The organism is Mesorhizobium sp. M1399, assembly GCF_040317735.1.
GTDB lineage: Bacteria > Pseudomonadota > Alphaproteobacteria > Rhizobiales > Rhizobiaceae > Mesorhizobium.
The window spans coordinates 144,232-167,299 of record NZ_JAMYKZ010000003.1; the positions used below are offsets into that span (position 1 = coordinate 144,232).

The 23,068-nt window shown below is 62.4% G+C and carries 23 protein-coding genes; 16 read left to right on the top strand and 7 right to left on the bottom strand.

Annotated elements, in window-relative coordinates; translation table 11 throughout:
- Positions 1-68: 68 nt before the first annotated feature.
- From NKH05_RS05540 to NKH05_RS05550, 3 genes are all read left to right on the top strand, one after another.
- Entirely contained in the window at positions 69-488 is a 420-nt protein-coding gene (locus NKH05_RS05540) for a GFA family protein (RefSeq protein ID WP_352482212.1), read from the top strand.
- 76 nt (positions 489-564) lie between these two features.
- A complete protein-coding gene (locus NKH05_RS05545) occupies positions 565-924 on the top strand; it encodes a diacylglycerol kinase (RefSeq protein WP_023720089.1) in 360 nt (119 codons plus the stop codon).
- Positions 925-964: 40 nt separating this feature from the next.
- A complete protein-coding gene (locus NKH05_RS05550; RefSeq protein ID WP_023720088.1) occupies positions 965-1,552 on the top strand; it encodes a hemerythrin domain-containing protein in 588 nt (195 codons plus the stop codon).
- A gap of 3 nt (positions 1,553-1,555) precedes the next feature.
- Here the strand turns inward: NKH05_RS05550 and NKH05_RS05555 are convergent, their stop codons facing one another.
- Positions 1,556-2,143, bottom strand: coding sequence for a DedA family protein (locus tag NKH05_RS05555; RefSeq protein ID WP_023720087.1), 588 nt, complete (start codon positions 2,141-2,143; stop codon positions 1,556-1,558).
- Positions 2,140-2,703 (bottom strand): DUF1003 domain-containing protein, encoded by a 564-nt coding sequence (locus tag NKH05_RS05560; RefSeq protein ID WP_023720086.1) that lies wholly within the window; start codon positions 2,701-2,703, stop codon positions 2,140-2,142. The genes NKH05_RS05555 and NKH05_RS05560 overlap by 4 nt, the downstream gene beginning before the upstream one ends.
- A gap of 84 nt (positions 2,704-2,787) precedes the next feature.
- Here NKH05_RS05560 and NKH05_RS05565 point away from each other — a divergent pair, with 84 nt between their 5' ends.
- The 5 genes from NKH05_RS05565 (at position 2,788) to gltX (ending at position 9,391) form a co-directional block, all read left to right on the top strand.
- Positions 2,788-3,501: a DNA-3-methyladenine glycosylase I gene (locus NKH05_RS05565; protein WP_023720085.1), complete on the top strand. Its 714-nt coding sequence runs from the start codon at positions 2,788-2,790 to the stop codon at positions 3,499-3,501.
- A 65-nt stretch (positions 3,502-3,566) separates the two neighbouring features.
- The gene (locus tag NKH05_RS05570; RefSeq protein ID WP_352482215.1) at positions 3,567-5,249 is read left to right on the top strand and encodes an NAD+ synthase; all 1,683 of its coding nucleotides are present in this window, start codon (positions 3,567-3,569) and stop codon (positions 5,247-5,249) included.
- A gap of 26 nt (positions 5,250-5,275) precedes the next feature.
- A complete protein-coding gene (locus NKH05_RS05575) occupies positions 5,276-5,689 on the top strand; it encodes a GNAT family N-acetyltransferase (RefSeq protein ID WP_353025120.1) in 414 nt (137 codons plus the stop codon).
- 389 nt (positions 5,690-6,078) lie between these two features.
- Positions 6,079-7,884, top strand: a complete 1,806-nt coding sequence (locus NKH05_RS05580) for an ABC transporter ATP-binding protein (RefSeq protein ID WP_353025121.1) — start codon at positions 6,079-6,081, stop codon at positions 7,882-7,884.
- A 133-nt stretch (positions 7,885-8,017) separates the two neighbouring features.
- Complete coding sequence (gltX, locus tag NKH05_RS05585; RefSeq protein ID WP_352482218.1) at positions 8,018-9,391, top strand: glutamate--tRNA ligase; 1,374 nt, start codon at positions 8,018-8,020, stop codon at positions 9,389-9,391.
- Here the strand turns inward: gltX and NKH05_RS05590 are convergent.
- The gene (locus NKH05_RS05590; RefSeq protein ID WP_023720080.1) at positions 9,309-10,511 is read right to left on the bottom strand and encodes a DUF2865 domain-containing protein; all 1,203 of its coding nucleotides are present in this window, start codon (positions 10,509-10,511) and stop codon (positions 9,309-9,311) included. The genes gltX and NKH05_RS05590 overlap by 83 nt on opposite strands.
- 85 nt (positions 10,512-10,596) lie before the next feature.
- Positions 10,597-10,779, bottom strand: coding sequence for a hypothetical protein (locus tag NKH05_RS05595; RefSeq protein ID WP_023720079.1), 183 nt, complete (start codon positions 10,777-10,779; stop codon positions 10,597-10,599).
- Here NKH05_RS05595 and NKH05_RS05600 point away from each other — a divergent pair.
- Positions 10,778-11,398, top strand: a complete 621-nt coding sequence (locus tag NKH05_RS05600; RefSeq protein WP_051409694.1) for a DUF1287 domain-containing protein — start codon at positions 10,778-10,780, stop codon at positions 11,396-11,398. The genes NKH05_RS05595 and NKH05_RS05600 overlap by 2 nt on opposite strands.
- A 12-nt stretch (positions 11,399-11,410) precedes the next feature.
- On the opposite strand, the gene NKH05_RS05605 is transcribed toward NKH05_RS05600, so the two are convergent.
- Together NKH05_RS05605 and NKH05_RS05610 are read right to left on the bottom strand one after the other, a co-directional pair.
- The gene (locus tag NKH05_RS05605; RefSeq protein WP_352482220.1) at positions 11,411-13,735 is read right to left on the bottom strand and encodes an NADP-dependent malic enzyme; all 2,325 of its coding nucleotides are present in this window, start codon (positions 13,733-13,735) and stop codon (positions 11,411-11,413) included.
- Between the two features lie 174 nt (positions 13,736-13,909).
- Positions 13,910-14,689 carry an SDR family oxidoreductase gene (locus tag NKH05_RS05610; RefSeq protein ID WP_023720073.1) on the bottom strand — a complete coding sequence of 260 codons (780 nt, stop codon included), beginning with the start codon at positions 14,687-14,689 and terminating at the stop codon, positions 13,910-13,912.
- Positions 14,690-14,842: 153 nt separating this feature from the next.
- On the opposite strand from NKH05_RS05610, the gene NKH05_RS05615 reads away from it, so the two are divergent.
- Together NKH05_RS05615 and NKH05_RS05620 are read left to right on the top strand one after the other, a co-directional pair.
- Positions 14,843-15,631, top strand: a complete 789-nt coding sequence (locus NKH05_RS05615; protein WP_502896861.1) for a UDP-2,3-diacylglucosamine diphosphatase — start codon at positions 14,843-14,845, stop codon at positions 15,629-15,631.
- Positions 15,632-15,758: 127 nt separating this feature from the next.
- A complete protein-coding gene (locus tag NKH05_RS05620; RefSeq protein WP_352494568.1) occupies positions 15,759-16,976 on the top strand; it encodes an MFS transporter in 1,218 nt (405 codons plus the stop codon).
- On the opposite strand, the gene dgcA is transcribed toward NKH05_RS05620, so the two are convergent.
- Positions 16,947-17,930 (bottom strand): N-acetyl-D-Glu racemase DgcA, encoded by a 984-nt coding sequence (gene dgcA, locus NKH05_RS05625; RefSeq protein ID WP_352855384.1) that lies wholly within the window; start codon positions 17,928-17,930, stop codon positions 16,947-16,949. The genes NKH05_RS05620 and dgcA overlap by 30 nt on opposite strands.
- A 78-nt stretch (positions 17,931-18,008) precedes the next feature.
- On the opposite strand from dgcA, the gene NKH05_RS05630 reads away from it, so the two are divergent.
- From NKH05_RS05630 to NKH05_RS05650, 5 genes are all read left to right on the top strand, one after another.
- The gene (locus NKH05_RS05630) at positions 18,009-19,193 is read left to right on the top strand and encodes an ABC transporter permease (protein ID WP_352814518.1); all 1,185 of its coding nucleotides are present in this window, start codon (positions 18,009-18,011) and stop codon (positions 19,191-19,193) included.
- Position 19,194: 1 nt separating this feature from the next.
- A complete protein-coding gene (locus NKH05_RS05635; protein ID WP_023720068.1) occupies positions 19,195-20,013 on the top strand; it encodes an ABC transporter ATP-binding protein in 819 nt (272 codons plus the stop codon).
- A 13-nt stretch (positions 20,014-20,026) separates the two neighbouring features.
- On the top strand, positions 20,027-21,400 hold the full coding sequence (locus NKH05_RS05640) for an MlaD family protein (RefSeq protein WP_023720067.1): 1,374 nt from the start codon (positions 20,027-20,029) through the stop codon (positions 21,398-21,400).
- A 127-nt stretch (positions 21,401-21,527) separates the two neighbouring features.
- Positions 21,528-22,094, top strand: coding sequence for an ABC-type transport auxiliary lipoprotein family protein (locus NKH05_RS05645; protein ID WP_502895843.1), 567 nt, complete (start codon positions 21,528-21,530; stop codon positions 22,092-22,094).
- A gap of 334 nt (positions 22,095-22,428) precedes the next feature.
- Entirely contained in the window at positions 22,429-22,956 is a 528-nt protein-coding gene (locus NKH05_RS05650) for a c-type cytochrome (RefSeq protein ID WP_502895844.1), read from the top strand.
- Positions 22,957-23,068: the final 112 nt, after the last annotated feature.

A 23,068-nucleotide genomic window follows, 5' to 3' on the forward strand; every position in this document is an offset into this window, starting at 1 on the left:
TTGCTCGTGCGTAACGCGCGCAAAACTGGAATCCTGCCAAGCGATGGCAATTGCATTGGGAGGCCGAGATGGCTGACAGTCACAGCGGATCATGCTTGTGCGGGGCAGTGCGGTTGCAGACGCGAGGACCGCTACGCGGCGTTATCTACTGCCATTGCTCGCAGTGCCGAAAGCAGAGCGGGCATTTTTATGCCGCGACCAATGTCGCCGATCGCGACATCACAATCGCCGGCGCAGAGAACGTCACCTGGTACGAGGCATCTTCGTTTGCCAGGCGCGGTTTTTGCAAGACATGCGGATCGCTGCTGTTCTGGAAACCGATGGAGGGTGGCTACGTTTCGGTCATGGCCGGCCTGTTCGACGCGCCAACCGGACTTCAAGGGGAATGTCATATCTTCGTCGGCGACAAGGGCGATTACTACGCGATCGACGATGGGCTGCCGCAGTTCGAGAAGTCGACGCCGTCGATCAAGGTAGCAGACGGCTGATTTTTGAAGAGGCCGCCTTATTCCCTTGATCCAGCCATTGCGCTATCCCCTGCCGGTGATTCCGAAGGGTTTTGGCATGCAGCGGCTGATCGACGCTTTTTACAATTCGGTGCGGGCGTTTCGCAAACTGGCCGCCGGCGAGGAGGCCTTCCAGCTGGAACTGGTCCTGCTTGTGCTTGCGCTGCCGCTCGGCTGGTTCCTTTCAGAATCGTGGCGCGGCTATGCCCTGCTGATCGGTGCGGTGCTGCTCATGATCATGATCGAAGTGCTGAACACCGGCATTGAGGCGGCATGCGACGCGTTCAGCCGCGAATTCAACATCGACATCCAGCTAGCCAAGGATTGCGGTTCGCTGGCGGTGCTGATTTCGGTGGTGATCGTCGCCGGCGTCTGGGGCGTCGCAGTCATCGAGCGCATCGTTGGGGTACCGATCTGAGGTTTCAGGCACCACATGCCGGTTAATCGAGGAGACCGATATGGCCGATACCGCCGGATTTCTGCTGCTTGAACGTGAGGGCCTGCCGGACGATCTGCGCTGGCTGGTGGAAAAATATCCGCGCGAGGACTGGCAGGCGCATGCCAACATCCACGGCATGGCCAATATGTGGCTGCAGCGGCACGACATGTTCCGCGACCTTGGCGGCATGCTCACCAACGGCATTGGCGATTATCGTGAGGGCAGGCTGAACGCGCCGGAATTCGCACGCTGGTTCGCGCCGCGCCTCAATCATTTCCTCGGCAATCTCGATGGCCACCACAATGTCGAGGACCATCACTATTTCCCGGTCTTCGCCAGGGCCGAGACTCGTCTGAAGCGCGGCTTCGAAATCCTGGATGCCGATCACCACACAATCCATGAGGGACTGGAGCGCAATGCCGAGGCGGCAAATGCCTTCATCGGCACGCTTCAGGAGAGCGAGGACAAACAGCGCTTCGCCGCCGATGCCTATGCCGACGAGAACAGCCGGCTGATCGCCATGTTGACCCGGCATCTTGCCGACGAGGAAGACCTGATCATTCCGCTGATCCTCGAGAAGGGCGACCGCGCGCTCGGCATTGATTGACGATCAGCTTCCCTTGCGAAGCTCCTTCTTGGCGAGGACGTGCGACGCCAGCCAGCCGAGGATGGCCACAACGAGACCGATGACCAGGGCGATCAGCAACCGCTCGTGGCGGGCCAGCGCCTGGCCGACGATGCGCTCCGCGCCCAGCCCGAAGACATAACCGACAGTGCAGAACAGTGCCGCCCAGACTACCGACGAGATGGCGTTGAGGATGACGAAGCGCGCTGCGGCGATGCCCGACAGCCCGGCTGCGATACCACCGACCAGGCGCAGGCCATAGATGTAGCGGTTCGACAGCACGAAAATGTTGGGATGAGAGGTGACAAGGCGGTAGGCGTGGCTGAACCCTGGCCGGGCTCGGAGTCCGATCACGAATTTATGGTCGGCGAAGCTCCGTCCCAGGATGAAAAAGAACGTGTCGCCACCGAAGGCGCCGAGCGCCGCCGCGAGGAAGGCCTGCCACGGGACGAAGACATGCTGATGCGCAAAGAAACCGCCAAGGATGGCGGCGCTTTCGCCCTCGGCGACGCAGCCCAGAAAAACCGCGACCAGCCCATATTGCTCAATGAGACGATGAATGGCTTCCGTCATGAAGACGTCCGCTGCTTCGACAGAATCTCGTCGATGCGCTTCACCTGCTCGGCCAGCCGGGCGATCTCGTCTCGCATGCCGATGATCTGGCTGTGGCGCAGTTCGTCGAGCTTTTCATGCAACGCCATGATCTCGATCTCGGCCTTGAGATTAACCTCATAGTCGTGGGCGGCGTCGATACGATCGCGCTCGGTCTGGCGGTTCTGCGCCATCATGATCACTGGCGCCTGCAGGGCAGCAACCATGGAAAGCACGAGATTGAGGAAGATGAAAGGATAGGGATCGAAGGCGGCGCGCGACAAGAGCCAGACATTGCCTGCCGTCCACAGGATCAGGAAGCCAATGAATGTCAGGATGAAGGACCACGAACCGCCGATCCGGGCGATGGTGTCAGCCAGGCGGTCGCCAAACGTCTGGTGAAAGGCGACGGCCTTGTTGGTGTCCTTGGAGATCGTGGTGCGCTCGAGCGTTGATTGCAGCACCCGGCTTTCGAGCGCGCTGAGGCCGTCCGGCTTTCGCTTCAGCCAGCGGTTTGCCAGGTCCTCGATCGTTTTGTTCATCGTCGCCTCCGTCGTCAGCGATAGAGGTAGAAGCTGCCGGTTCATACGGGAAGTGGTAGATTGACGCGATGGGGTCAGGAAACAATGGTGGATTTTCAGAAGATTCGCGCCCGTGCGGCGAAACGCAAAGGCGGTGAGGCAGCGCTGACGTCGCTGCTGGGCCCTACGCCCGACAATGCCGCGCTGGCAAAGATTGCGGATGACCGGATCCTGTCGACCATGGCCGAACGGGTCTTTGCCGCCGGCTTCGTCTGGCGCGTCATCGAGCAGAAATGGCCAGGTTTCGAGGAAGCATTTCTTGGCTTCGAGCCGAAGCGGCTGCTGTTCCAGCCTGACGATTTCTGGCACGATCTCACCGCCGACAAGCGCATCGTGCGCAATCCGCAGAAGATCAAGTCGGTACGCGACAACGCAGCCTTCGTCGAGCGCGTGTCGAAGGAGCATGGCAGCTTCGGCAAGTTCCTCGCCGACTGGCCGGCCGGCGATCAGGTCGGGCTGATGGCTTATCTCGGCAAGCACGGGAGCCGGCTCGGCGGCAATACCGGCCAGTATTTTCTGCGCTGGCTGGAGTGGGACGCCTTCATCGTCTCGGCCGACATGGCGGCAGCGCTGCGCGACGCCGGGCTCGACATCGCGCAGAGCCCGACATCGAAGAAGGACCTAGACAAGATCCAGGTGCAGATCAACGCCTGGGCGGCGGAGACCGAGCTGCCGCGCCGACACATTTCGCGCATTCTGGCAATGTCGATCGGCGAGAACCATCCGCCGGAGGCGCTACGCGAATATATGGGCGAATAGGACCGATTGTTTGGTCCAAACGAACGCCATTGCCCGACGAATTTTGCCGCGCTAAACCCACAGGCATGATCGACAAGACCGCTCCAGACATATTGCGCATCGCCGTCGCCCAGCTCAATCCGACGGTCGGCGACGTCGCCGGCAATCTTGCCAAGGCGCGCGAGGCGAGGGCGGATGCCGCCCGCCAGGGCGCCGATCTCGTGCTGTTCACCGAGCTTTTCCTGGCCGGCTATCCGCCTGAGGATCTGGTGCTGAAGCCCGCCTTCCTGAAGGCCTGCGAGCGGGCTGCCGAGGACTTCGCCGGCGATACCGCCGATGGCGGCCCGGGCGTCATCATCGGCACGCCGCTGAAGCGCAAGACCGGCACGCACAATTCGATCATCTTTGCCGATGGCGGCAAGATCCTTGCCGAACGCTACAAGCTCGATCTGCCGAATTACGGTGAGTTCGACGAGAAGCGCGTCTTCCAGGCCGGACCCGAGATCCAAGGGCCGGTCAATTTCCGCGGCGTGCGGGTGGGAGTGCCGGTCTGTGAAGATATCTGGGGCGAGATTGCCGTCTGCGAGACGCTGGCCGAAAGCGGCGCGGAAATCCTGCTGGTCCCGAACGGCTCGCCCTATTACCGCGGCAAGGTCGACGTCCGCCACCAGATCGTCATCCGCCAGGTCATCGAATGCGGACTGCCGATTATCTATGCCAACCAGCTTGGCGGCCAGGACGAGCTGATCTTCGACGGCGCGTCGTTTGCCATAGGCTCTGACAAGACGCTGGCCTTCCAGATGAGCCAGTTCGAGGAGACGGTCAACGTCACCACCTGGAAGCGAAAGAATGACGTCTGGGTCTGCTCTGACGGACCGATGTCGAAAATCCCGGAGAAGGAGGAGGCCGACTATCGCGCCTGCATGTTGGGCCTGCGCGACTACGTCAACAAGAACGGCTTCAAGAATGTCGTGCTCGGCCTTTCCGGCGGCATCGATTCGGCGATCTGCGCGGCACTTGCCGTCGATGCGCTCGGCGAGGAACGGCTGCGCGCCGTGATGATGCCTTACCGCTACACTTCGACGGACTCGCTCAAGGACGCCGAGGACTGCGCCCGCGCGCTCGGCTGCCGCTACGATATCGTGCCGATCTTCGAGCCGGTCGAGGGCTTCCTGCACACACTGACGCAGCTTTTCGAGGGCACCAAGGAAGGCATCACCGAGGAAAACCTGCAGAGCCGGGCCCGTGGCACCATCCTGATGGCGATTTCCAACAAGTTCGGCTCGATGGTGGTCACTACCGGCAACAAGAGCGAGATGTCGGTAGGCTACGCCACGCTCTATGGCGACATGAATGGCGGCTTCAACCCGATAAAGGACCTCTACAAGATGCAGGTCTATGCGTTGTCGCGCTGGCGCAACGCGCATGTGCCGCCGGGCGCGCTAGGCCCGTCCGGCGAGGTGATCCCGAACAATATCATCGACAAGGCGCCCTCGGCGGAACTGCGCGAGAACCAGACCGACCAGGATTCGCTGCCGCCCTATCCAGTGCTCGACGACATATTGGAGTGTCTGGTCGAGAACGAGATGGGTGTCGACGAGATCGTTGCGCGCGGCCATGACCGGGCGACGGTGACGCGCGTCGAGCACCTGCTTTACGTCGCCGAATACAAGCGCCGGCAGGCAGCGCCCGGCGTGAAGATCACCAGGAAGAATTTTGGCCGCGACCGCCGCTATCCTATTACCAACCGGTTCAGGGATGGCGGGTAGGCGATTGGCTGCATAACGGTTTAGCCATGGCCAACTTTGAAATCAGATTCGACCTGTCGCAGATCGACTTCCGGGCGACGTCCGACATTTTGAAGGAGAGCTATTGGGGCAGCGGCCGCAGCGATGAACTGCACCGCCGCGCCTTTGCCAACTCACTGTGCGTCGGCGCCTATGTCGGCGGCAATCAGGTCGGCTTTGGCCGGGCGATCACCGACCGTACGGTATTTGCCTATCTCGCCGACATCATTGTCTGGCCCGGGTATCGCGGGCAAGGCATCGGGACCCGGCTTGTCCAGGCGCTTATCGACCACCCGGATTGCAAGACTGTCACCCACTGGAGCCTGTCTACCAACGATGCCCACGCGGTCTACGAGAAGCTCGGCTTCAGGCCTTCCACCGACGGCCGCTATATGCGCTTCGACCGTATCCCGGCAACCTGAACAGAGGCAGCGCACAACCCGCGATTGTTGCAAAATCGTCTCACTGGTTGGACCAGATGCGCTTTCGACCATCTACTGACTTGGCGCGGCGTTGAGGCGTCTCTATAAACGCCTTTCCGCGATCCCCTAGGGGAGGACCGAAATGCCAGGATTTGACATCGTTATGCGAGGCCGCGAAGCCTAGGTCCCAATCGGTGAGCCCGAAGGTTCTTACCTTTGCGGCGAAGCCGAGCTGAGAACAGGCGTTCGTCGATGCCGGTCGCCGCCCGTATTCGGGCGAGCCGCCAAATGTGCCGAACCTCCGCTTTCCTTGGGTGCTAATTCGCCCGACGCGGTTTTTTCAATTTCGACCTTTCCGGGATCGGGCTCGTTTGCGCCCGAATGACATCATGGCTCGTTTTCGAATAGATTTGCGCGCGGGCGCCTTTCGCAGCGTTCTTGGTTTTACGCTCAGTCATTGGCGGCGCCAGCCGTGGCGGCTTTCGCTGATCATGGCCACATTCCTGCTGTCGACCCTGGCCGACGTGCTGACGCCGCTCTATTCCGGCCGGCTGGTCGACGCCGTTGCCAGCAGTGCCACTGCCGACGATGTCGCATGGAATGCCGCGACGGCTGCCTTTTCGATGCTGGTGGCCCTGGCGCTCACCGGTGTCGTGCTGCGCAATCTCGCCTTCATGGCCATCGTCGAACTGACCCTGAAGATGATGGCCGACATCGCCGCCGATGCCTTCCACCGCGTCCAGCGCTTCTCCACCGACTGGCACGCAAACAGCTTCGCCGGATCGACGGTGCGCAAGATAACGCGCGGCATGTGGGCGCTCGACCTGCTCAACGACACGATCCTGATCGCGCTGCTGCCGTCGGTCGTCATGCTTGTCGGCTCGACGCTGTTGCTCGGCTGGTTCTGGCCGCTGATGGGCGCGGTCGTCGCGACGGGCTCGGTGCTGTTCATCGGCGTAACGACGATGCTGTCGCTCGGCTATGTCGCCCCCGCGGCAAGGCTTGCCAATGCGTGGGATACGCGGCTTGGCGGCTCGCTGGCCGATGCGGTGAGCTGCAACGCCGTGGTCAAGGGTTTTGGCGCTGAGGAGCGCGAGGAGACACGGCTTGCCGACGTCGTCGCCAAATGGCGCGCACGCACGCGGCGCACCTGGGTGCGCGGCACCGTCAACGGCACCACGCAAGGCACGATGCTGCTGCTTTTGAGGGCAGCGGTCATCGGCTTTTCCTTGCTTTTGTGGTCGTGGGGGCAGGCAAGCGCCGGCGACGTCGCCTTCGTGCTGACCTCATTCTTCGTGCTGCAAGGCTATCTGCGTGACATCGGCACGCATATCCGCAATCTGCAGCGCTCGATCAATGACATGGAGGAACTGGTCGACTTCCAGTCCGAACCACTCGGCATCGAGGATCGGCCCGGAGCCAAGCTGATCCGGATCACCGATGGCCGTATCACCTTCGACAATGTCACGTTCCACTACGGTAGCCACCGCTTGCCGCTTTATCGGGACTTTTCGGTGGATATCGCTCCGGGCGAGCGGGTCGGGCTGGTTGGCCATTCGGGCTCCGGCAAGACCACGTTCGTCAAGCTGATCCAGCGCCTCTATGACGTGACTGCGGGCAATATCCTGATCGACGGCCAGGATATTGCCAATGTCGCGCAGGCGTCGCTGCGCGCACAGATCGCGATTGTCCAGCAGGAGCCGATCCTGTTCCACCGGTCGCTGGCTGAAAACATCGCCTATGCCCGGCCGAGCGCCAGGCAGGCCGAGATCGAGCACGCGGCGCGCTTGGCCAGCGCGCATGACTTCATCGCCGATTTGCCGAAAGGCTATGGCACGTTGGTCGGCGAGCGTGGCGTAAAGCTGTCGGGCGGCGAGCGTCAGCGTGTTGCAATCGCACGCGCCTTCCTCGCCGATGCGCGCATCCTCATCCTGGACGAGGCAACGTCGAGCCTCGATTCGGAATCGGAGGTGCTGATCCAGCAGGCGATGGAGCGCTTGATGGTCGGCCGCACGACGCTGGTCATCGCCCACCGGCTGTCGACCGTGCGCGCGCTGGACAGGCTTCTGGTGTTCGATCGCGGCCGCATTGTCGAGGAGGGATCGCATGACCAACTGATCCGGCTGCAAGGCGGCATCTACCGCCGGCTGTTCGAACGTCAGGCGCTTGAGCTGACCAAAGGCCTGGTGATCTGACGGTTACGGCGCGGCGCGTCTTAATGGACGCGCGGCGCTGCCGTCTTTTCTTCGTCTTCGTCATGTTCTATGTCTGCCGCAGAGCGCGGGGGCGCGTCTTGTCAACAGCAAAACCATCCGGTACGCCCCGCTCATGACAGTTACCGTCCGTTTCGCCCCGTCACCGACCGGCCGCATCCATATCGGCAATGCGCGCACCGCTTTGTTCAACTGGCTGTTCGCCATCAAGAACAAGGGCCGCTTCATCCAGCGCTTCGACGATACCGACGTTGCCCGTTCGACGCAGGAATTTTCCGACGCCATCCTTTATGATCTGCATTGGCTGGGCATCTTCCCCGATGCCACGGAGTATCAGTCGCGGCGGGTCGAAATCTATGATGCCGCACTGGAAAGGCTGAAGGAGGCCCGCCTCGTCTATGCCTGCTATGAGACGCCTGAAGAGCTCGACCTGAGGCGCAAGGTGCGCCGCACGCGTGGCCTGCCGCCAGTCTATGGCCGCGAGGCGCTGACGCTGGCACCCGAGCAGGTCGCGGAATATGAGGCCGATGGCCGGCGGCCGCACTGGCGCTTTCTGCTGCCCAACTTCAGCAGCGATCCGCTGCAGCCGGAGCGCACCGAAATCCACTGGAACGACCTGGTGCGCGGCGAGGAGACCGTCGACCTCGCCTCGCTTTCAGATCCCGTTCTGCGGCGCGAGGACGGCACCTATCTCTACACACTGCCTTCGGTGATCGACGACATCGACATGGGCGTCAGCCATGTCATTCGTGGCGACGACCACGTCACCAATACCGGCGTCCAGATAGCCCTGTTCCGGGCGCTCAGCGCCGAGCCGCCGGTGTTCGGCCACCACAATCTTCTGACAACAGCATCAGGCGAGGGGCTTTCCAAGCGCACCGGCGCGCTGTCCATACAGAGCCTGCGTGAGAGCGGCATAGAGCCAATGGCGGTCGCTTCGCTGGCGGTACTCGTCGGTACCTCGGAAAACGTCGTGGCGGTGCCGACGATGGCTGAACTTGCCGAGCGCTTCGATCCGGCGGCAACATCGAAATCCGCCGCCAAATTCGATCCGGACGAGCTCTTCGTGCTCAACCGCACGCTGCTGCACCACATGCCCTTTTCCGAGGCGCGCGACCGGCTGATCGTGCTCGGCATCTCTGGCGAACAGGCCGAGCCTTTCTGGCTGGCGGTGCGCGGCAATCTCGACAGGCTGGCCGATGCGGCGATCTGGTGGCGCACACTTCGCGACGGTCCAGAGGAGCCGGCGGAGTTTTCCGACGATGACCGCGACTTTCTTCGCCAGGCGTTCGAACTGCTGCCGGAGGAGCCTTGGAACGGCACCGTCTGGAAAGACTGGACCGGCAAAATCCGAGCGGCGAGCGGCCGTAAGGGCAAGGCGCTGTTCATGCCGCTGAGGCTGGCGCTTACGGGACAGCCTTCGGGTCCGGAGCTTGCAGATCTGTTGCCGCTGCTGGGTCGGGAAGGAACGTTGGCCCGACGACCCTGACCTTGCGCTGTTCGGGCGGCGGCAGGGACGTCAGCGAAGGCACGGGTTTGACGGCAAGGCGTCTGATCGCCTCACGGTCGAGGCCGCCTTCCGCGTTGGCCAAGGTCTCCGGGTCGGCGCCCGGATCAGGCCTGGCAACCGGCACCGGAATGAACGGAGTGGTCTCCACGTTCGCTTCGGATCGTTCCGGGCTGGGCGGGTTGCCGGCGATGATTTCGAAATTCTGCGCGGCATTGCAGCCGCATGCCGGCGGCCGTGGCATGTCGGACTGCTTGTAGAGGTAGGCCGTCGGCAGTTCGATATAAGGCCTGCCGGTCACCGAAGACGTCATGGACGCCGAATCGCTGTTCATGCCGCGCGTGTAGAAAACCTGCATCTCGGTGCCGGGGCAGCTCGATTCGCAATTCTTCTGGTCGCGCTCGAAATCGCCGAGCGAGGCAGCATTCGACATCGGGAAGAAATAACCGTCGCAGGTCCGCACACACATGGTGCGGAATTCTCCTCGCGGCTGGCCCATGTCGGCGTTGTTGAGCAGGGTGCGGATGTTGCCCGGCTGACTTAGCTCTTCAGCCTGGCTGGGCTCTTCACGCTGGTCGGGCGCATCGGATTCACTGCCCAAAAGCTGCTCGAGCAGGTTTCCGTTGCCGTTTTCATCGCTGGCTTCGCGAACCGGTGCGGGCTTTGATGGCGCCGCTTCGTCGCGGCAGCCATTGGCGTCAAGCGAGGTCAATATGCGCGCGCGATCGCGTCGCGAACCACCGCTGTCAAGCTCAGCGCGCTTGGCCTGCAAGTCGTCGAGATTGGCAGCCATGCGATCGATGGTGGCGTCGAGTGCCGCGCATACGTTGGCGTTGCGGCGAGACAGCGAAAAGCCGCAGCCGGCGCTGCTGGATTGGCTGACGGCCTTTGAAATCTGCTGGCGCTGCCGGGCGATCGCGTCGTCATATTTCCTGAGCAAGGCCGGTTTGCCGCCGCCACCACGAGAAGCGGCAGCAAGATCGGCTTCAAGCTGGCGGCAGAGGCGGGAGGCGGCCTGCGCCTGAGTGACGGCGATGTCGCACAGTAGCAGGGCACCGAGCAGCGCGGCGGCCCGCGTCAGCTTCCAACGTGCGCCCGTCATCGCTCCGGAACTCCGCCTGTCTGCCGTTCTGAAAGCTACCGCGCTTGCGGTTAAGCGTTTGTTTAGCATATCGCTGATTCCGGCTTCAGCCCAAATCGGCGATGGCTTGCGCCTTGTGCGCGGCTTCGACCACAACCAGCGCGTCATATCGACCACGCCGCACGGCATACTCGGACATTGTCAGGACCGCGACACCCTGGCGTTGCACGAAAAAGGCGTATTCGCCCAGAAGAATGCCTGGATCCAGCAATGCCCGGAGGCTTGGCATGACCGCGATTACCCGTCGAGCCGCAGTGCAATTTGGTCTTTTGTGCCTGGCGATGCCGGTTGCCATGGCGCAGGAAAAGCCCATCACGCCGGATTGGGGCACCAAATTGGTCGAAGCCGCCCGTGAGCAGATCGGCGTCACCACGCTCTACGATCCGACCTATACACGCCTGGCCTATCCGGGCGGGGACGTTGAGCCCGAGCGGGGTGTGTGCACGGATGTCGTAATCCGTGCCTATCGCCGCGCCTTCGATCTCGATCTGCAAGAATTGGTGCATGAGGATATGCGGGCCAATTTTGCCGCCTATCCGAAGGCTTGGGGCCTGAAAGCGCCCGACCGCAACATCGACCACCGCCGTGTGCCCAATCTTGCGGTCTATTTTGAGCGGCGCGGTGCTGCCTTGCCCGTCAGCCAAGACCCCGCCGACTATCGGCCTGGGGATCTCGTCGCCCAGATGCTGCCCGGCAATCTGTCGCATATTGCCATCGTGTCGTCCAATCGCTCCACTGTGGTGCCGACAAGAGGGCTGGTCATTCACAATATCGGTGGCGGCGCCAGGGAAGAGGACACTTTGTTTGCCTTCAGGCAGACAGGGCATTTCCGGTTCGGGCCAATCTGAGAAAGCCCACGGCTAGCCCAGATCGACGATGGCTTGCGCCTTATGCGCGGCTTCGACCACGGCCAGTGCCGTCATATTGACGACGCCGCGCGAGGTGACCGACGGCGTCAATATGTGCGCCGGGCTGTCGGTGCCGAGCAGGATCGGGCCGACATGCAGCGCGTCCATCATCGTGCGCAGCGCGGTCAGCGTGATGTTCGCCGAATCGAGATTGGGGAACACCAGCAGATTGGCTTCGCCCTTCAGCCGCGAATGCGGATAGACGCGCTGGCGCAGCTGCTCCGATAGCGCCGAGTCGGCATGCATCTCGCCGTCGCATTGCAGGTCGGGCGCGATGCGCGCCAAGATCGCCGCCGCCTGCCGCATCTTCATGGCGCTTGGCGAATCGCGGGAGCCAAAATCCGAATGCGACAGCAGCGCTGCCTTGGGCTCGATGCCGAAACGCTGAATCTCCTCGGCCGCCAAAACGGTCATCTCAGCAATCTCCTCGGCGGTCGGATCGACGGAGACATGGGTGTCGGTGAGGAAAATGATGCCGCGCTGCGAAATCAGCATGGAAAGCGTCGACAGGTCGCGATCCTTGATGCCGGCGCGCGGCCCGATGATCAGCGTCACGTTGCGCAAATGACGCTCGAAACGGCCCTCAAGGCCGCAGACCATGGCGTCGGCGTCGCCGCGCTTCAGGGCAAGGGCGGCGATCACCGTATTGTCGGTGCGCACCATGGTGCGCGCCGCTTCCGTCGTCACCCCACGCCGGCCGGCAAGCTCGATCAAAAGGTCGACATAGTGGCGGTAACGCGGATCGTCTTCCGGGTTGATCAAGCCGAAATCGACGCCCGGCTTGATGCGCAGCCCGTAGCGCTTCAGCCGCACCTCGATGACATGCGGGCGGCCGATCAGGATCGGTTCGGCAATGCCTTCCTCGAGCACGACTTGCGCGGCGCGAAGTACGCGCTCGTCCTCGCCATCGGCATAGATGACGCGCTTGGCGCTCGACGTCTTGGCCATCGAGAATACCGGCTTCATGACCAGGCCGGAGCGGAAGACGAAGCGGTTCAGCTTGTCGACATAGGCGGCGAAATCGGTGATCGGCCGGGTCGCGACGCCGCTCTCGCAGGCTGCCTTGGCGACGGCAGGGGCAATGCGCAGGATCAGTCGCGGGTCGAAAGGTGAGGGGATCAGGAACTCCGGGCCGAAGATCGGCGTCTCGCCGGAATAGGCGCGCGCGGCAACGTCGGACGGCTCTTCGCGGGCAAGCGCTGCAATCGCTCGCACCGCGGCCATCTTCATCTCTTCGTTGATGGCGCTTGCGCCGCAATCCAGCGCGCCACGGAAGATGTAAGGAAAACAGAGTACGTTATTGACTTGATTGGGGAAATCGGAGCGGCCCGTGCAGATCATCGCGTCGGGCCGTGCTGCCCGTGCCGCTTCCGGCATGATCTCGGGATTGGGGTTGGCCAGCGCCAGGATCAGCGGCTTGGGCGCCATGTGGTGAAGCAATTCCGGCTTCAGCACGCCGGCGGCAGACAGGCCGAGAAACACGTCGGCGCCGGGCAGAACGTCGGCCAGCGTGCGCGCTTCGGTATCCTTCACATAAGGATCTTTCCAGCGGTCCATCTCCTCGACGCGGCCCTTATGGGCGACGCCGAACCGGTCGGTGACCCAGATGTTTTCGACCCGCGCGCCGAGCGAGACCAGAAGGTTGAGGCACGCAAGCGCCGCAGCACCTGCCCCCGACGTGACGATCTTGATGTCGGAGATGGACTTGCCGGCGAATTCCAGCCCATTGAGCACGGCGGCGGCGACGATGATGGCGGTGCCGTGCTGATCGTCATGGAAGACCGGTATGCCCATGCGCGCTTTCAACTGCTCCTCGACCTCGAAGCACTCGGGCGCCTTGATGTCCTCAAGGTTGATGCCGCCGAAGGTCGGTTCCAGCGCCGAGATCGTCTCGACCATGCGCTCGATGCCCGGTGCATCGATCTCGATGTCGAAGACATCGATGCCGGCGAACTTCTTGAACAGCACCGCCTTGCCTTCCATCACCGGCTTGGAGGCGAGCGGTCCGATATTGCCGAGGCCCAGCACCGCCGAACCGTTGGTGACGACGCCAACAAGATTGGCGCGGGCTGTATAGTCTGCGGCAGTTGCCGGATCGTCGCGGATTTCAAGGCAGGGGGCGGCGACCCCGGGCGAATAGGCAAGCGCCAGGTCGCGCTGATTGCCGAGCGGCTTCGTCGCCTGGATTTCAAGCTTTCCGGGCCGGGGGTGCTTGTGGAAGTAGAGCGCTGCTTCGTCCAGGTCGGATCGCGCCGCCTTCTTGCTTTCGCCTGTCATGACGGCCGCCTCCCTGCGATCCTGCCTTGAAGCCTTTTAACATGCAGAATTGGTTTTTCACGATGCCAAATGACGCAACCGCCATTTTGCCTTGCGAAACGAGTAAAATCGATTTGTTTCAGTTAGTTGTGCTAAAATCCTGCCGCGCTATTCAGGTCTTTTCCTCTCCGCTGTTCAGAACGCGCTGACGTAGAGGCCGCCGTCGACCGGTATGTTCTGTCCGGTCAGGTAACCGGCGTGAACCGAGCACAGGAAGGCGCAGATCTGGCCGAATTCCTCCGGCGTGCCGAGTCGCTTGGCCGGAACGTTGGCCGCGGCCTTGGCTTTGCGCGCGGCGGCGGCGGCCGGGTCTTCGGGTGTGCCGGCCTCATGCGGGCCGCGCAGCCGGTCGGTATCGAGTTTTCCCGGCAGCATGTTGTTGATCGTCACATTGCGGTCGATCACCGTCCGCGCGACGCCTGCCAGGAACGACGTGAGGCCAGCGCGGGCTCCGGACGACAGGTCGAGGCCGGGGATAGGAACATAGACCGACAGCGAGGTGATGTTGACGATGCGGCCGAAGCCGCGCGCCGCCATGCCGTCGATCACGGCCTGAACCAGCTCGACAGGGGTCACCATGTTCTGGGTGACGCCTTCGAGGATCTTTTCCCGATCGAGCGCACGGAAATCGCGAAGCGGCGGACCGCCATTGTTGTTGACGAGGATGTCGGGATCGGGGCAGGCGGCAAGCAGCGCCTTCTGGACGTCGGGTTTGGATACGTCGCCGACGATCTCGGTCACGCTGACGCCGAATTTCTCGCGCAGTTCGGCGGCGGTTTTGGCCAGCACGTCGGCGTTGCGGCCGTTGACGACCAGATCGCAGCCTGCCTCTGCCAGCGCCATGGCGCAACCGCGTCCCAGCCCCTTGCTCGAGGCGCAGACGATGGCCTTCTTGCCGCGAATGCCGAGATCCATGGTGATTTTCTCCTCTGATTGCCGCGGCAACCTACCCGTATGGCTGGACCAATCGCAACCGTCATACGGTTGTTGCATGAATCGGGGCATAGCCTCACGCGAAAGCAACGGTGACAAATGATGTCTGGCGCAGAGCCCCGCACTTTCCGCAGCATGTTCATCTCCGACGTCCATCTCGGATCGAAGGCGGCGAAGGCCGAGTTCCTGATCGATTTCCTGCGCCATCACGATGCCGATATCATCTATCTCGTCGGCGATATCGTCGACGGCTGGCGCTTGAGACGGAGCTGGCACTGGCCGCAGAGCCACAATGACGTGGTCCAGAAATTGCTGCGCAAGGCGCGCAAGGGCGCCAGCATCACCTACATCGCCGGCAACCATGACGAGTTCGCGCGGCAGTTTCAAGGTGTGCATTTCGGCGGCATTGTCGTCGCCGATCGCGCCGTCCACGAGACCGCCGATGGCAAACGCCTTCTTGTCATCCATGGCGACCAGTTCGACACCGTCGTCCACAATGCGCGCTGGCTGGCCTATCTAGGCGACTATGCCTATGACGCGGCGATGCTGGTCAATCGCGTCATCACGCGCCTGCGCCAAGTGCTCGGCCTGCCTTACTGGTCGTTCTCGTCCTGGGCCAAGGTCAAGGTCAAGAAGGCGGTGAATTTCATCGGCTCGTTCCAGACCGTGCTGAGCGAGGAGGCGCGCCGCTCGCATGTCGACGGCGTGATCTGCGGGCACATCCACCATGCGGCGATCGAAAGCTACGAGGACGTGCAGTACATCAACACCGGCGATTGGGTGGAGAGCTGCACGGCGGTGGTCGAGCATTTTGACGGCCGGATGGAGATACTGCATTGGGCGCATGTCCTGCCGGAGACTCCGGTCGGCAGCGAGGTGCTCGTGCCGATCGACATCAAGGGCAGGGCAGTCCAGGCGGCTTGACCAAACCCGGCCTCACCTCGCTTTAATCGGTTAGTCCAGCGGTTTCATCCACTTTTTCGCCGTGTTATGCAGCGGCTGGTGTGGTGGGCCGACCCGGCTGAATGCCGTGCCGACGGATCGCCTGTTAATGTCCTCGCTGCCGCCGCTTTCGCCCGAACAGCTCGTCAAGCCACGCCATTTCGAACTGCGCATGAGCTTGATCTTCTTCACGCTCTTCGTTCCGCTCGGAACGCATGTGCCCTATTTCCCGCTGTGGCTGCAGGCGAAGGGGTTCCATGCCGAGCAGATAGCCGTGATCCTCGCTGCGCCGATGTTCCTGCGCGTGGCGACGACGCCTTTTCTTACCGCTCTGGCAGACAAAGCGAGCGACCGCGCCAATGTCTATGTCGCGCTGGTCGCCGCATCGCTGATCCTGTCGGCCGGTTACTTCCTGCCGCCGACCTACGCAATGGTACTTGCCGTGTCATTGGCGCTGACGGTCGTCTGGACGCCGCATTCGCCGATTGCCGATTCGCTCGCCCTTTCAGGTGTTCGCCGCTTCGGCTCGAACTACGCCGGCATGCGCAAATGGGGCTCGATCTCCTATCTCTGCGCCAATCTCGCCGGCGGTTTCATCCTGTCGGCGAGCGGTGCCCAGGCTGTCCCAGTGATCATCTTCGTGTCGTTATGCGCCGCGCTAGCCGCCGGACTGATTGCGCCGCGCCTCGGCCGTCCGCGCCGCGCCTCGCCGCTTTCAGCCGCCGACATCCAGCAATCGGCACCGAAACTCCTCAACCGGTACTTCCTCTACTTTTCGACCGGCGTCGGCATCATCACCGCCAGCCACGCATTTCTCTACGGCTTCGTGTCGATATACTGGAAGTCGATCGGCATCAGCGATTCGGTTGTCGGGCTGCTGTGGGGGTGGGGCGTCGTCGCCGAGATATGCATGTTCGTCGTCTTCACCCGGGCTTTCGCCTCCTTCTCGGTCGTCTCGATCATGCTGATTGCCGGGATAGGCGCGATCGTGCGCTGGATTGCCTTCCCCCTGATCTGGCCGCTCGGGCTTGGCGTTGGCGGGTTCTTCGCGATCCAGACACTGCACGCCGTCTCGGTGGCGCTGGTGCTGATCGGCCTGCAAAAGATGATCGGTGAGACAATCGCGGAAGAACGCACCGGGGCGGCGCAAGGCATCGCCTATTTCTCCAACGGCTTCTTCATGGCGGTGGCAACGCTGATTTCAGGTCCTCTTTACGATCGCTTCGGCGCGAATGGCTTCTTTGCGATGATCCCCATCGCCCTGACGGGCCTGGCGCTGATCGGGCTTGCCGCGCGTTCAGCCCCACAGCGCTGGCTCGGGCGGTGACACCAGCGAACCTTGGTAGACGAGACCTGGAACGCGGTCGCAGGCTAGCAGCAACGGACCGTCGAGATCGACGAAATCGGCATCCTGCGCCAACAGCACGGCCGGCGCCATCGCAAGCGATGTGCCGACCATGCAGCCGACCATGACGCCAAGACCCAGTTCGCGGGCGCGGTCGCGAAGCACGAGTGCTGCGGTCAGGCCACCCGATTTGTCGAGCTTGATGTTGATGGCGTCGTAGAGGCCGACAAGCGCGTCGAGGTCCTTCGCCTCGTGCACGCTTTCGTCGGCGCAGATCGGCACCGGATGCGCGATGTGGCGAAGAATACCGTCATGTCCCGCCCGCAGCGGCTGTTCGATCAAGGCGATACCGTGCTCGGCGGCAAAGGCGAGGTTTGCGACGATATTGTCGTCATTCCAGCCCTCGTTGGCGTCGAGAATGATTCGGCTGTCGGGTGCCGCCGCCGTCACTGCACGGATGCGGGCGATGTCGTTGTCGCCGCCGATCTTGACCTTGAGCAGCGGGCGCTGGGCGTTGGCGCGGGCTTGCGCCGCCATCGCCTCGGGCTCGGCGAGCGACAGTGTGTACGCCGTCTCAAGCGCCCGTAACGGAACGGTTCGTATCATATGCGCCACCGGTGTTCCGCTGATCTTCGATTCCAGGTCCCAGAGCGCGCAATCGATGGCATTGCGTGCCGCACCCGCAGGCATGGCACCGAGCAGGGCGGTGCGGCTGATGCCGCCCGCGATCTCACCGCGCATCGCCTCGATCGCGTCGCGCACATCCTCCACGGTCTCGCCATAGCGCTTGTAAGGGACACATTCGCCGCGCCCGGTATGGCCGTCTTCGCTGATGGCGCAGGAAATCACCTCAGCCTCGGTCTTCGAGCCGCGCGAAATGGTGAAGGTCCCGGCAATAGGAAAGCGCTCGGCCTCGACCGAAATGACACGCGCCATATTTTTCTGCTCCGGCTGTGCAACAAGGAGGATATCGGCAAATCGACAGGTCGGCCCCGTCAGGCTAAACAGGACGCCATGTTGACCATCCGCAAACGCGACGCAAGCGGCCCTGCCAAGGAGCCCGACCACCAGCCGCGCATCGCGATCGGCGAGGAGGGCGGCGTTCTCGGCTGCGCTTTCTCGGGAAGCTGGACGACACGCACCGTGGGGCTGGTCGATGCCGAGATGCGCAAGATCGAGCAGCGCAGCGGCTTCAAGACGCTGGCGCTCGACCTCTCACAAATCGAGAAGATGGACACTGCCGGAGCATGGCTGATCGACCGCCTGGTCAGCAGCTTCGAAAAGAAGGGCGTCGAGATCACGATGCAGGGGCAGAGCGAGATCGCCTCGATCCTGCTTGGCGCCGTCGGGGACGCCGTTCGACGCGAGCCCGAATCAGGTCCGGCAAAGCCGCCCAACTTCATCATTCGCGGGCTCGAGGCGGTTGGCCGGCGCGTTTATGAGATGCGCGACGATTTCCTGGCCGCAATGAACATCCTCGGCGCCACGATACGCGGCTCGCAGATGAAGCTTGGCCGCGGCCATGCCGTCAACATGGCGGCGATCTTCAACCAGATCGATCGCATGGGCGTTGGCGCCATACCGGTGGTTGTGCTGATGTCGGCCATTGTCGGTGCGATCGTCGCCCAGCAAGGCGCCTATCAGCTCAGCTATTTCGGCGCCGATATCTTCGTCGTCGACCTGGTCGGCGTGCTGATCCTGCGCGAGCTCGGCGTGCTGATGACGGCGATCATGATCGCCGGCCGCTCCGGTAGCGCGATCACCGCCGAGATCGGCTCGATGAAGATGCGCGAGGAGGTCGATGCGCTGAAAGTGATCGGCCTCAATCCAATCGGCGTGCTGGTGTTTCCGCGGCTGGTCGCGCTGGTCGTCGCGCTACCTTGCCTGACGATCATCGCCAACTTTGCCGCGCTGGGCGGCGGCATTTTGGCTGCATGGCTCTACTCCGATATTGCACCGGCAGCGTTCATTGACCGGCTGCGTGTCGCAATCGACCTCAGCACCATCTTTGCCGGCCTGATCAAGGCGCCTTTCATGGCCATGATCATCGGCATAATTGCCTCGGTCGAGGGCATGAAGGTTGGCGGCAGCGCCGAATCGCTTGGCCAGCATGTGACCGCCTCAGTGGTGAAGTCGATCTTCGTGGTCATTATCCTCGATGGGCTTTTCGCCATGTTCTATGCAGCGATCGAGTTCTGACATGGCGCTGCCGGGCACAAACACGACCAAGGTGGCGGAGAAAGCCAAAGAGGACGAGATCGTGCTGTCGGCGCACGACGTCACGGTGTCGTTCGCCGACCAAGTCGTTCTCGACAAATTGTCGCTCGACATCTGGCGCGGGGAGATTCTCGGCTTCGTCGGTGCCTCCGGTGCCGGCAAATCTGTTCTCTTGCGCACCATCCTTGGCCTGACGCGCAAGCAATCGGGAACAATCAAACTGTTCGGCGTCGACGTCGAGAAGGCAAGCGAAAGGGAGCGCCTTCGCATCGACATGCGGCTTGGCGTGCTGTTCCAGCACGGCGCGCTTTTTTCGGCGCTGACCGTCCTCGAAAACGTCCAGGTGCCGATGCGCGAATATCTCGATTTGCCGAAGAAGCTGATGGACGAACTGGCCATGCTCAAGGTCGAGCTGGTCGGACTGCCGCCGGACGCGGCGCAGAAATTCCCTTCCGAGCTTTCCGGCGGCATGATCAAGCGTGCTGCGCTGGCGCGCGCTCTGGCGCTCGACCCGGATATCGTCTTCCTCGACGAACCGACTTCCGGCCTTGACCCGATCAGCGCGGCTGAGTTCGACGAATTGGTCGTCAAGCTGCGCGATACGATGGATTTGACCGTGTATATGGTCACGCACGATCTCGACACGCTGTTTACCGCGTGCGACCGCGTGGCGGTGCTTGGCAAAAAGAAAGTGCTGGTCGAGGGCACGATCGACGACATGCTCAGGAGCGAGGAACCCTGGGTAAAATCCTATTTCCGCGGAAAACGCGCCCGGCAACTTGATCTTGCGGCGCGCGCATAGCCATAAGTGAGCAATGGAAACCAGGGCCAACTACGTCATTGTCGGCATTTTCACGCTGGCCGCCATCCTCGCGGCTTTCGCTTTCGTCTATTGGACGGCGGCGATCGGCGACAAGGGTGAGACGACCATATTGCGCGTGCGCATTCCAGGGTCGGCTTCGGGACTCGGCCGTGGCAGCTTCGTACTGTTCAACGGCGTCAAGGTCGGCGACGTGCGCCGTGTCTATATCGACGTCGACAATCCGACCGCTGCCATCGCCGACACCGAAATAGACCGCAATACGCCGATCACCAAGTCGACGCAGGCCGATATCGGGCTTGCCGGCCTCACCGGGCAGGCCAATATCGAGCTCAAGGGCGCCGACCCCAAGGAGCCAAAACTCCTCGACGAGGCGGAAAAGGAAGGCCGTGTCGCTGAGATCGTTGCCAACCCGTCGGCGGTCACCAATCTGCTGCAGACGGCGCAGAACATCTTCACCCGCGCCGACAAGGTCCTTTCGGAGCTCGAAGGCTTCACCAAGGACGTTCGCGGGCCGCTGACGCAGACGGTCAACAATGTCCAGACCTTCTCCGATGCACTGGCCAGGAATTCGGACGGGGTCGACAAGTTCCTGGCCAGCGTCAGCTCGCTGGCGGACGAATTGAAGGGTGTTTCGGGCAAGCTCGACGGCACTCTGAAGGCGGCGGAAGGGCTACTCAACGCCGTCGACAAGGACCAGATCAAGAGCATCGTCGCCAATGTCGACACGGTCACTTCCAACCTCAAGGAAACCAGCAAGCAGTTCGACACGGTCATCAAGAACGTCGACACTGCGGTCGGCTCGATCAACGACTTCGCCCAGAAGACGCAAGGCACGCTGGCCAAGGTCGACGGCGTTCTCGACGGCATCGATCCGGCTGAGGTTCGCACCGCGCTGGCCAACATCCAGAAGGCCAGCGAAAACGCCAACGAGGCTGCCGCCGACATCGCCAAGGTGACCAACAAGTTCGCCAACCGAGCCGACGACATCGATGAAACCATCAAAGACGCGCACCAGCTCGCAGGACGCCTCAACGATGCCTCGGTGCGAGTCGACGGTATTCTTGCCAAGGTCGACAAACTGCTCGGCTCCGGCCAGGCCGACGGCGTCATGGCCGACGCGAGAGCGACGCTGAAATCGTTCAAGCAGGTCGCCGACACGCTGAACGCCCGTCTCGGTACCATCACCGACAATCTGGCGCGATTCTCGGGACAGGGGCTGCAAAACGTCGAAGCGCTGGTCCAGGACAGCCGTCGTTCGATCACCCGCATCGAGGAGGCGGTAACCGATCTGAGCCGCAACCCGCAGCGGATCCTGTCCGGCGGCGAGGGCGAGGTCCGGCAGTTCGACGGCAGGGTGCGCCGTTGACTTCGGCCTCCGCCCACAGCAAGAACATAGCTTGCAGATACGCGTTGTTTCCACGATCCGGGGGGGATCGCGTTTGAAGTCGATCAGTTCAGGCAGCATCAGATCGAGTGGGTTGAAGAGCGGGGCGGTGTTGCTGGCGCTTGCGCTTGCAAGCTGCGCGGCCTTGCCTGGCGGCGGACCGGCACCGCTGGACACGTTCGAGCTTTCGGCGCCGTCGCTGGAAGCGCGTGCCCACAGCCGTCGCCAGATCCTCATCGCCCAGCCGTCGGCGCTCAAGGCGCTGGACAGCCAGAACATCGTCATCAAGCCATCGCCGCGATCGATCCAGTATCTCAAGGGCGCGCAATGGGCCGACCGGCTGCCGATGATCGTACAAGCGCGGCTGGCAGAGACGTTCCAGCGCTCGGGCAGCTTCACCGGCGTCGGTAAGCCGGGCGAGGGGCTGGCAATCGACTATCAGGTGATCGTCGAGATCCGCTCGTTCGAGGTGCGTGTCGATGGCGGCCAACATGCCGAGGTCGAGCTGTTCGTGCGCCTGTTGAACGACCGCAACGGCGAAGTGCGCGCTTCGAAGACGTTTAGCGCCATCGCGCCCGTTTCGGGCAGCGGCAACCAGGCCTATGTCGGCGCGCTCGACGCGGCGTTCGGTGATGCGGCCGGGCAAATCGTCCGCTGGACGGACACTGTGATCTGACGCGGCCGGAACTGCCGGGCGCAGCTAGGATCAAACTCAATCATCTGACTGCCCCAATGGCCGAGATGGGTGGTAGGTTGCCGTTCGGCTCATCTGCCAGGACGAGCACGTTGCGCCAAAGAAGGCGAAGGCGTTGTGCGTCGGCTAGCGAGCTTCGTAACAGTTGCTCAACCGGACACGACAAGTGCCGACGGTCCAATTGATCGCTGATGGTAATCCGTCCTGGCCTTGCTAAAATTTAACGTCCCCGACGTCGCCAAATCGGGGAATTGCGACCAGTTGACGACGCGGGAGGTCGACGGACAAACCACGAACAGACCACCGGGAGGAAGCAATGTTTCGGACACTAATTCATCTTGCATTCTTGACAGCGTCAATTGTTGCCCTGCCATCTTACGCGGCCATGGCCGACGACACACAGATTGCGCGCGGCGAATATCTGGCTACGATTGCCGGCTGCAGCGACTGCCACACACCCGGTTACTTCTTCGGGAAGCCCGACATGTCGCGCTTTCTTGGCGGTTCAGATGTGGGCTTCGAGATTCCTGGTCTTGGTGTCTTTGTCGCCCGCAATATCACGCCTGACAAGGAGACCGGTATCGGAAGCTGGACCCCGGAGCAGATCGTCACCGCGATCCAGACCGGCGAACGGCCGGACGGCCGTATGCTGGCGCCGATCATGCCTTGGCGCGATTTTGCGCATCTCACCGCGGATGACGCCATGGCTATCGCGGCATTCCTCCAAAGTGTGAAGCCGGTCAGCCATCAGGTTCCCGGCCCGTTCAAACCCGGGGAAACGGTGTCGGCTTTCATGATGCGGATTATGCCGCCGGGGGAAGCCGCAGCCGCTGCAACGAAGTAGGGCGGCTTTGATCGGAACGAGATTTTTCTCGCCGAATAGTGGGTGAATGTACCGCCTTGGAGATAGTGAGGCCCGATATCGGAACGGCAAAAATGGGTCGAATTCGGTCGTT

What these genes read in the sequence shown, in the direction of transcription:
- NKH05_RS05540 (WP_352482212.1), top strand. Translation starts at nt 69, where the DNA reads ATGGCTGACAGTCACAGCGGATCATGCTTGTGCGGGGCAGTGCGGTTG.
- NKH05_RS05545 (WP_023720089.1), top strand. Translation starts at nt 565, where the DNA reads ATGCAGCGGCTGATCGACGCTTTTTACAATTCGGTGCGGGCGTTTCGC.
- NKH05_RS05550 (WP_023720088.1), top strand. Translation starts at nt 965, where the DNA reads ATGGCCGATACCGCCGGATTTCTGCTGCTTGAACGTGAGGGCCTGCCG.
- NKH05_RS05555 (WP_023720087.1), bottom strand. Translation starts at nt 2,143, where the DNA reads ATGACGGAAGCCATTCATCGTCTCATTGAGCAATATGGGCTGGTCGCG.
- NKH05_RS05560 (WP_023720086.1), bottom strand. Translation starts at nt 2,703, where the DNA reads ATGAACAAAACGATCGAGGACCTGGCAAACCGCTGGCTGAAGCGAAAG.
- NKH05_RS05565 (WP_023720085.1), top strand. Translation starts at nt 2,788, where the DNA reads ATGGTGGATTTTCAGAAGATTCGCGCCCGTGCGGCGAAACGCAAAGGC.
- NKH05_RS05570 (WP_352482215.1), top strand. Translation starts at nt 3,567, where the DNA reads ATGATCGACAAGACCGCTCCAGACATATTGCGCATCGCCGTCGCCCAG.
- NKH05_RS05575 (WP_353025120.1), top strand. Translation starts at nt 5,276, where the DNA reads ATGGCCAACTTTGAAATCAGATTCGACCTGTCGCAGATCGACTTCCGG.
- NKH05_RS05580 (WP_353025121.1), top strand. Translation starts at nt 6,079, where the DNA reads ATGGCTCGTTTTCGAATAGATTTGCGCGCGGGCGCCTTTCGCAGCGTT.
- gltX (WP_352482218.1), top strand. Translation starts at nt 8,018, where the DNA reads ATGACAGTTACCGTCCGTTTCGCCCCGTCACCGACCGGCCGCATCCAT.
- NKH05_RS05590 (WP_023720080.1), bottom strand. Translation starts at nt 10,511, where the DNA reads ATGACGGGCGCACGTTGGAAGCTGACGCGGGCCGCCGCGCTGCTCGGT.
- NKH05_RS05600 (WP_051409694.1), top strand. Translation starts at nt 10,778, where the DNA reads ATGACCGCGATTACCCGTCGAGCCGCAGTGCAATTTGGTCTTTTGTGC.
- NKH05_RS05595 (WP_023720079.1), bottom strand. Translation starts at nt 10,779, where the DNA reads ATGCCAAGCCTCCGGGCATTGCTGGATCCAGGCATTCTTCTGGGCGAA.
- NKH05_RS05605 (WP_352482220.1), bottom strand. Translation starts at nt 13,735, where the DNA reads ATGACAGGCGAAAGCAAGAAGGCGGCGCGATCCGACCTGGACGAAGCA.
- NKH05_RS05610 (WP_023720073.1), bottom strand. Translation starts at nt 14,689, where the DNA reads ATGGATCTCGGCATTCGCGGCAAGAAGGCCATCGTCTGCGCCTCGAGC.
- NKH05_RS05615 (WP_502896861.1), top strand. Translation starts at nt 14,843, where the DNA reads ATGTTCATCTCCGACGTCCATCTCGGATCGAAGGCGGCGAAGGCCGAG.
- NKH05_RS05620 (WP_352494568.1), top strand. Translation starts at nt 15,759, where the DNA reads ATGTCCTCGCTGCCGCCGCTTTCGCCCGAACAGCTCGTCAAGCCACGC.
- dgcA (WP_352855384.1), bottom strand. Translation starts at nt 17,930, where the DNA reads ATGGCGCGTGTCATTTCGGTCGAGGCCGAGCGCTTTCCTATTGCCGGG.
- NKH05_RS05630 (WP_352814518.1), top strand. Translation starts at nt 18,009, where the DNA reads ATGTTGACCATCCGCAAACGCGACGCAAGCGGCCCTGCCAAGGAGCCC.
- NKH05_RS05635 (WP_023720068.1), top strand. Translation starts at nt 19,195, where the DNA reads ATGGCGCTGCCGGGCACAAACACGACCAAGGTGGCGGAGAAAGCCAAA.
- NKH05_RS05640 (WP_023720067.1), top strand. Translation starts at nt 20,027, where the DNA reads ATGGAAACCAGGGCCAACTACGTCATTGTCGGCATTTTCACGCTGGCC.
- NKH05_RS05650 (WP_502895844.1), top strand. Translation starts at nt 22,429, where the DNA reads ATGTTTCGGACACTAATTCATCTTGCATTCTTGACAGCGTCAATTGTT.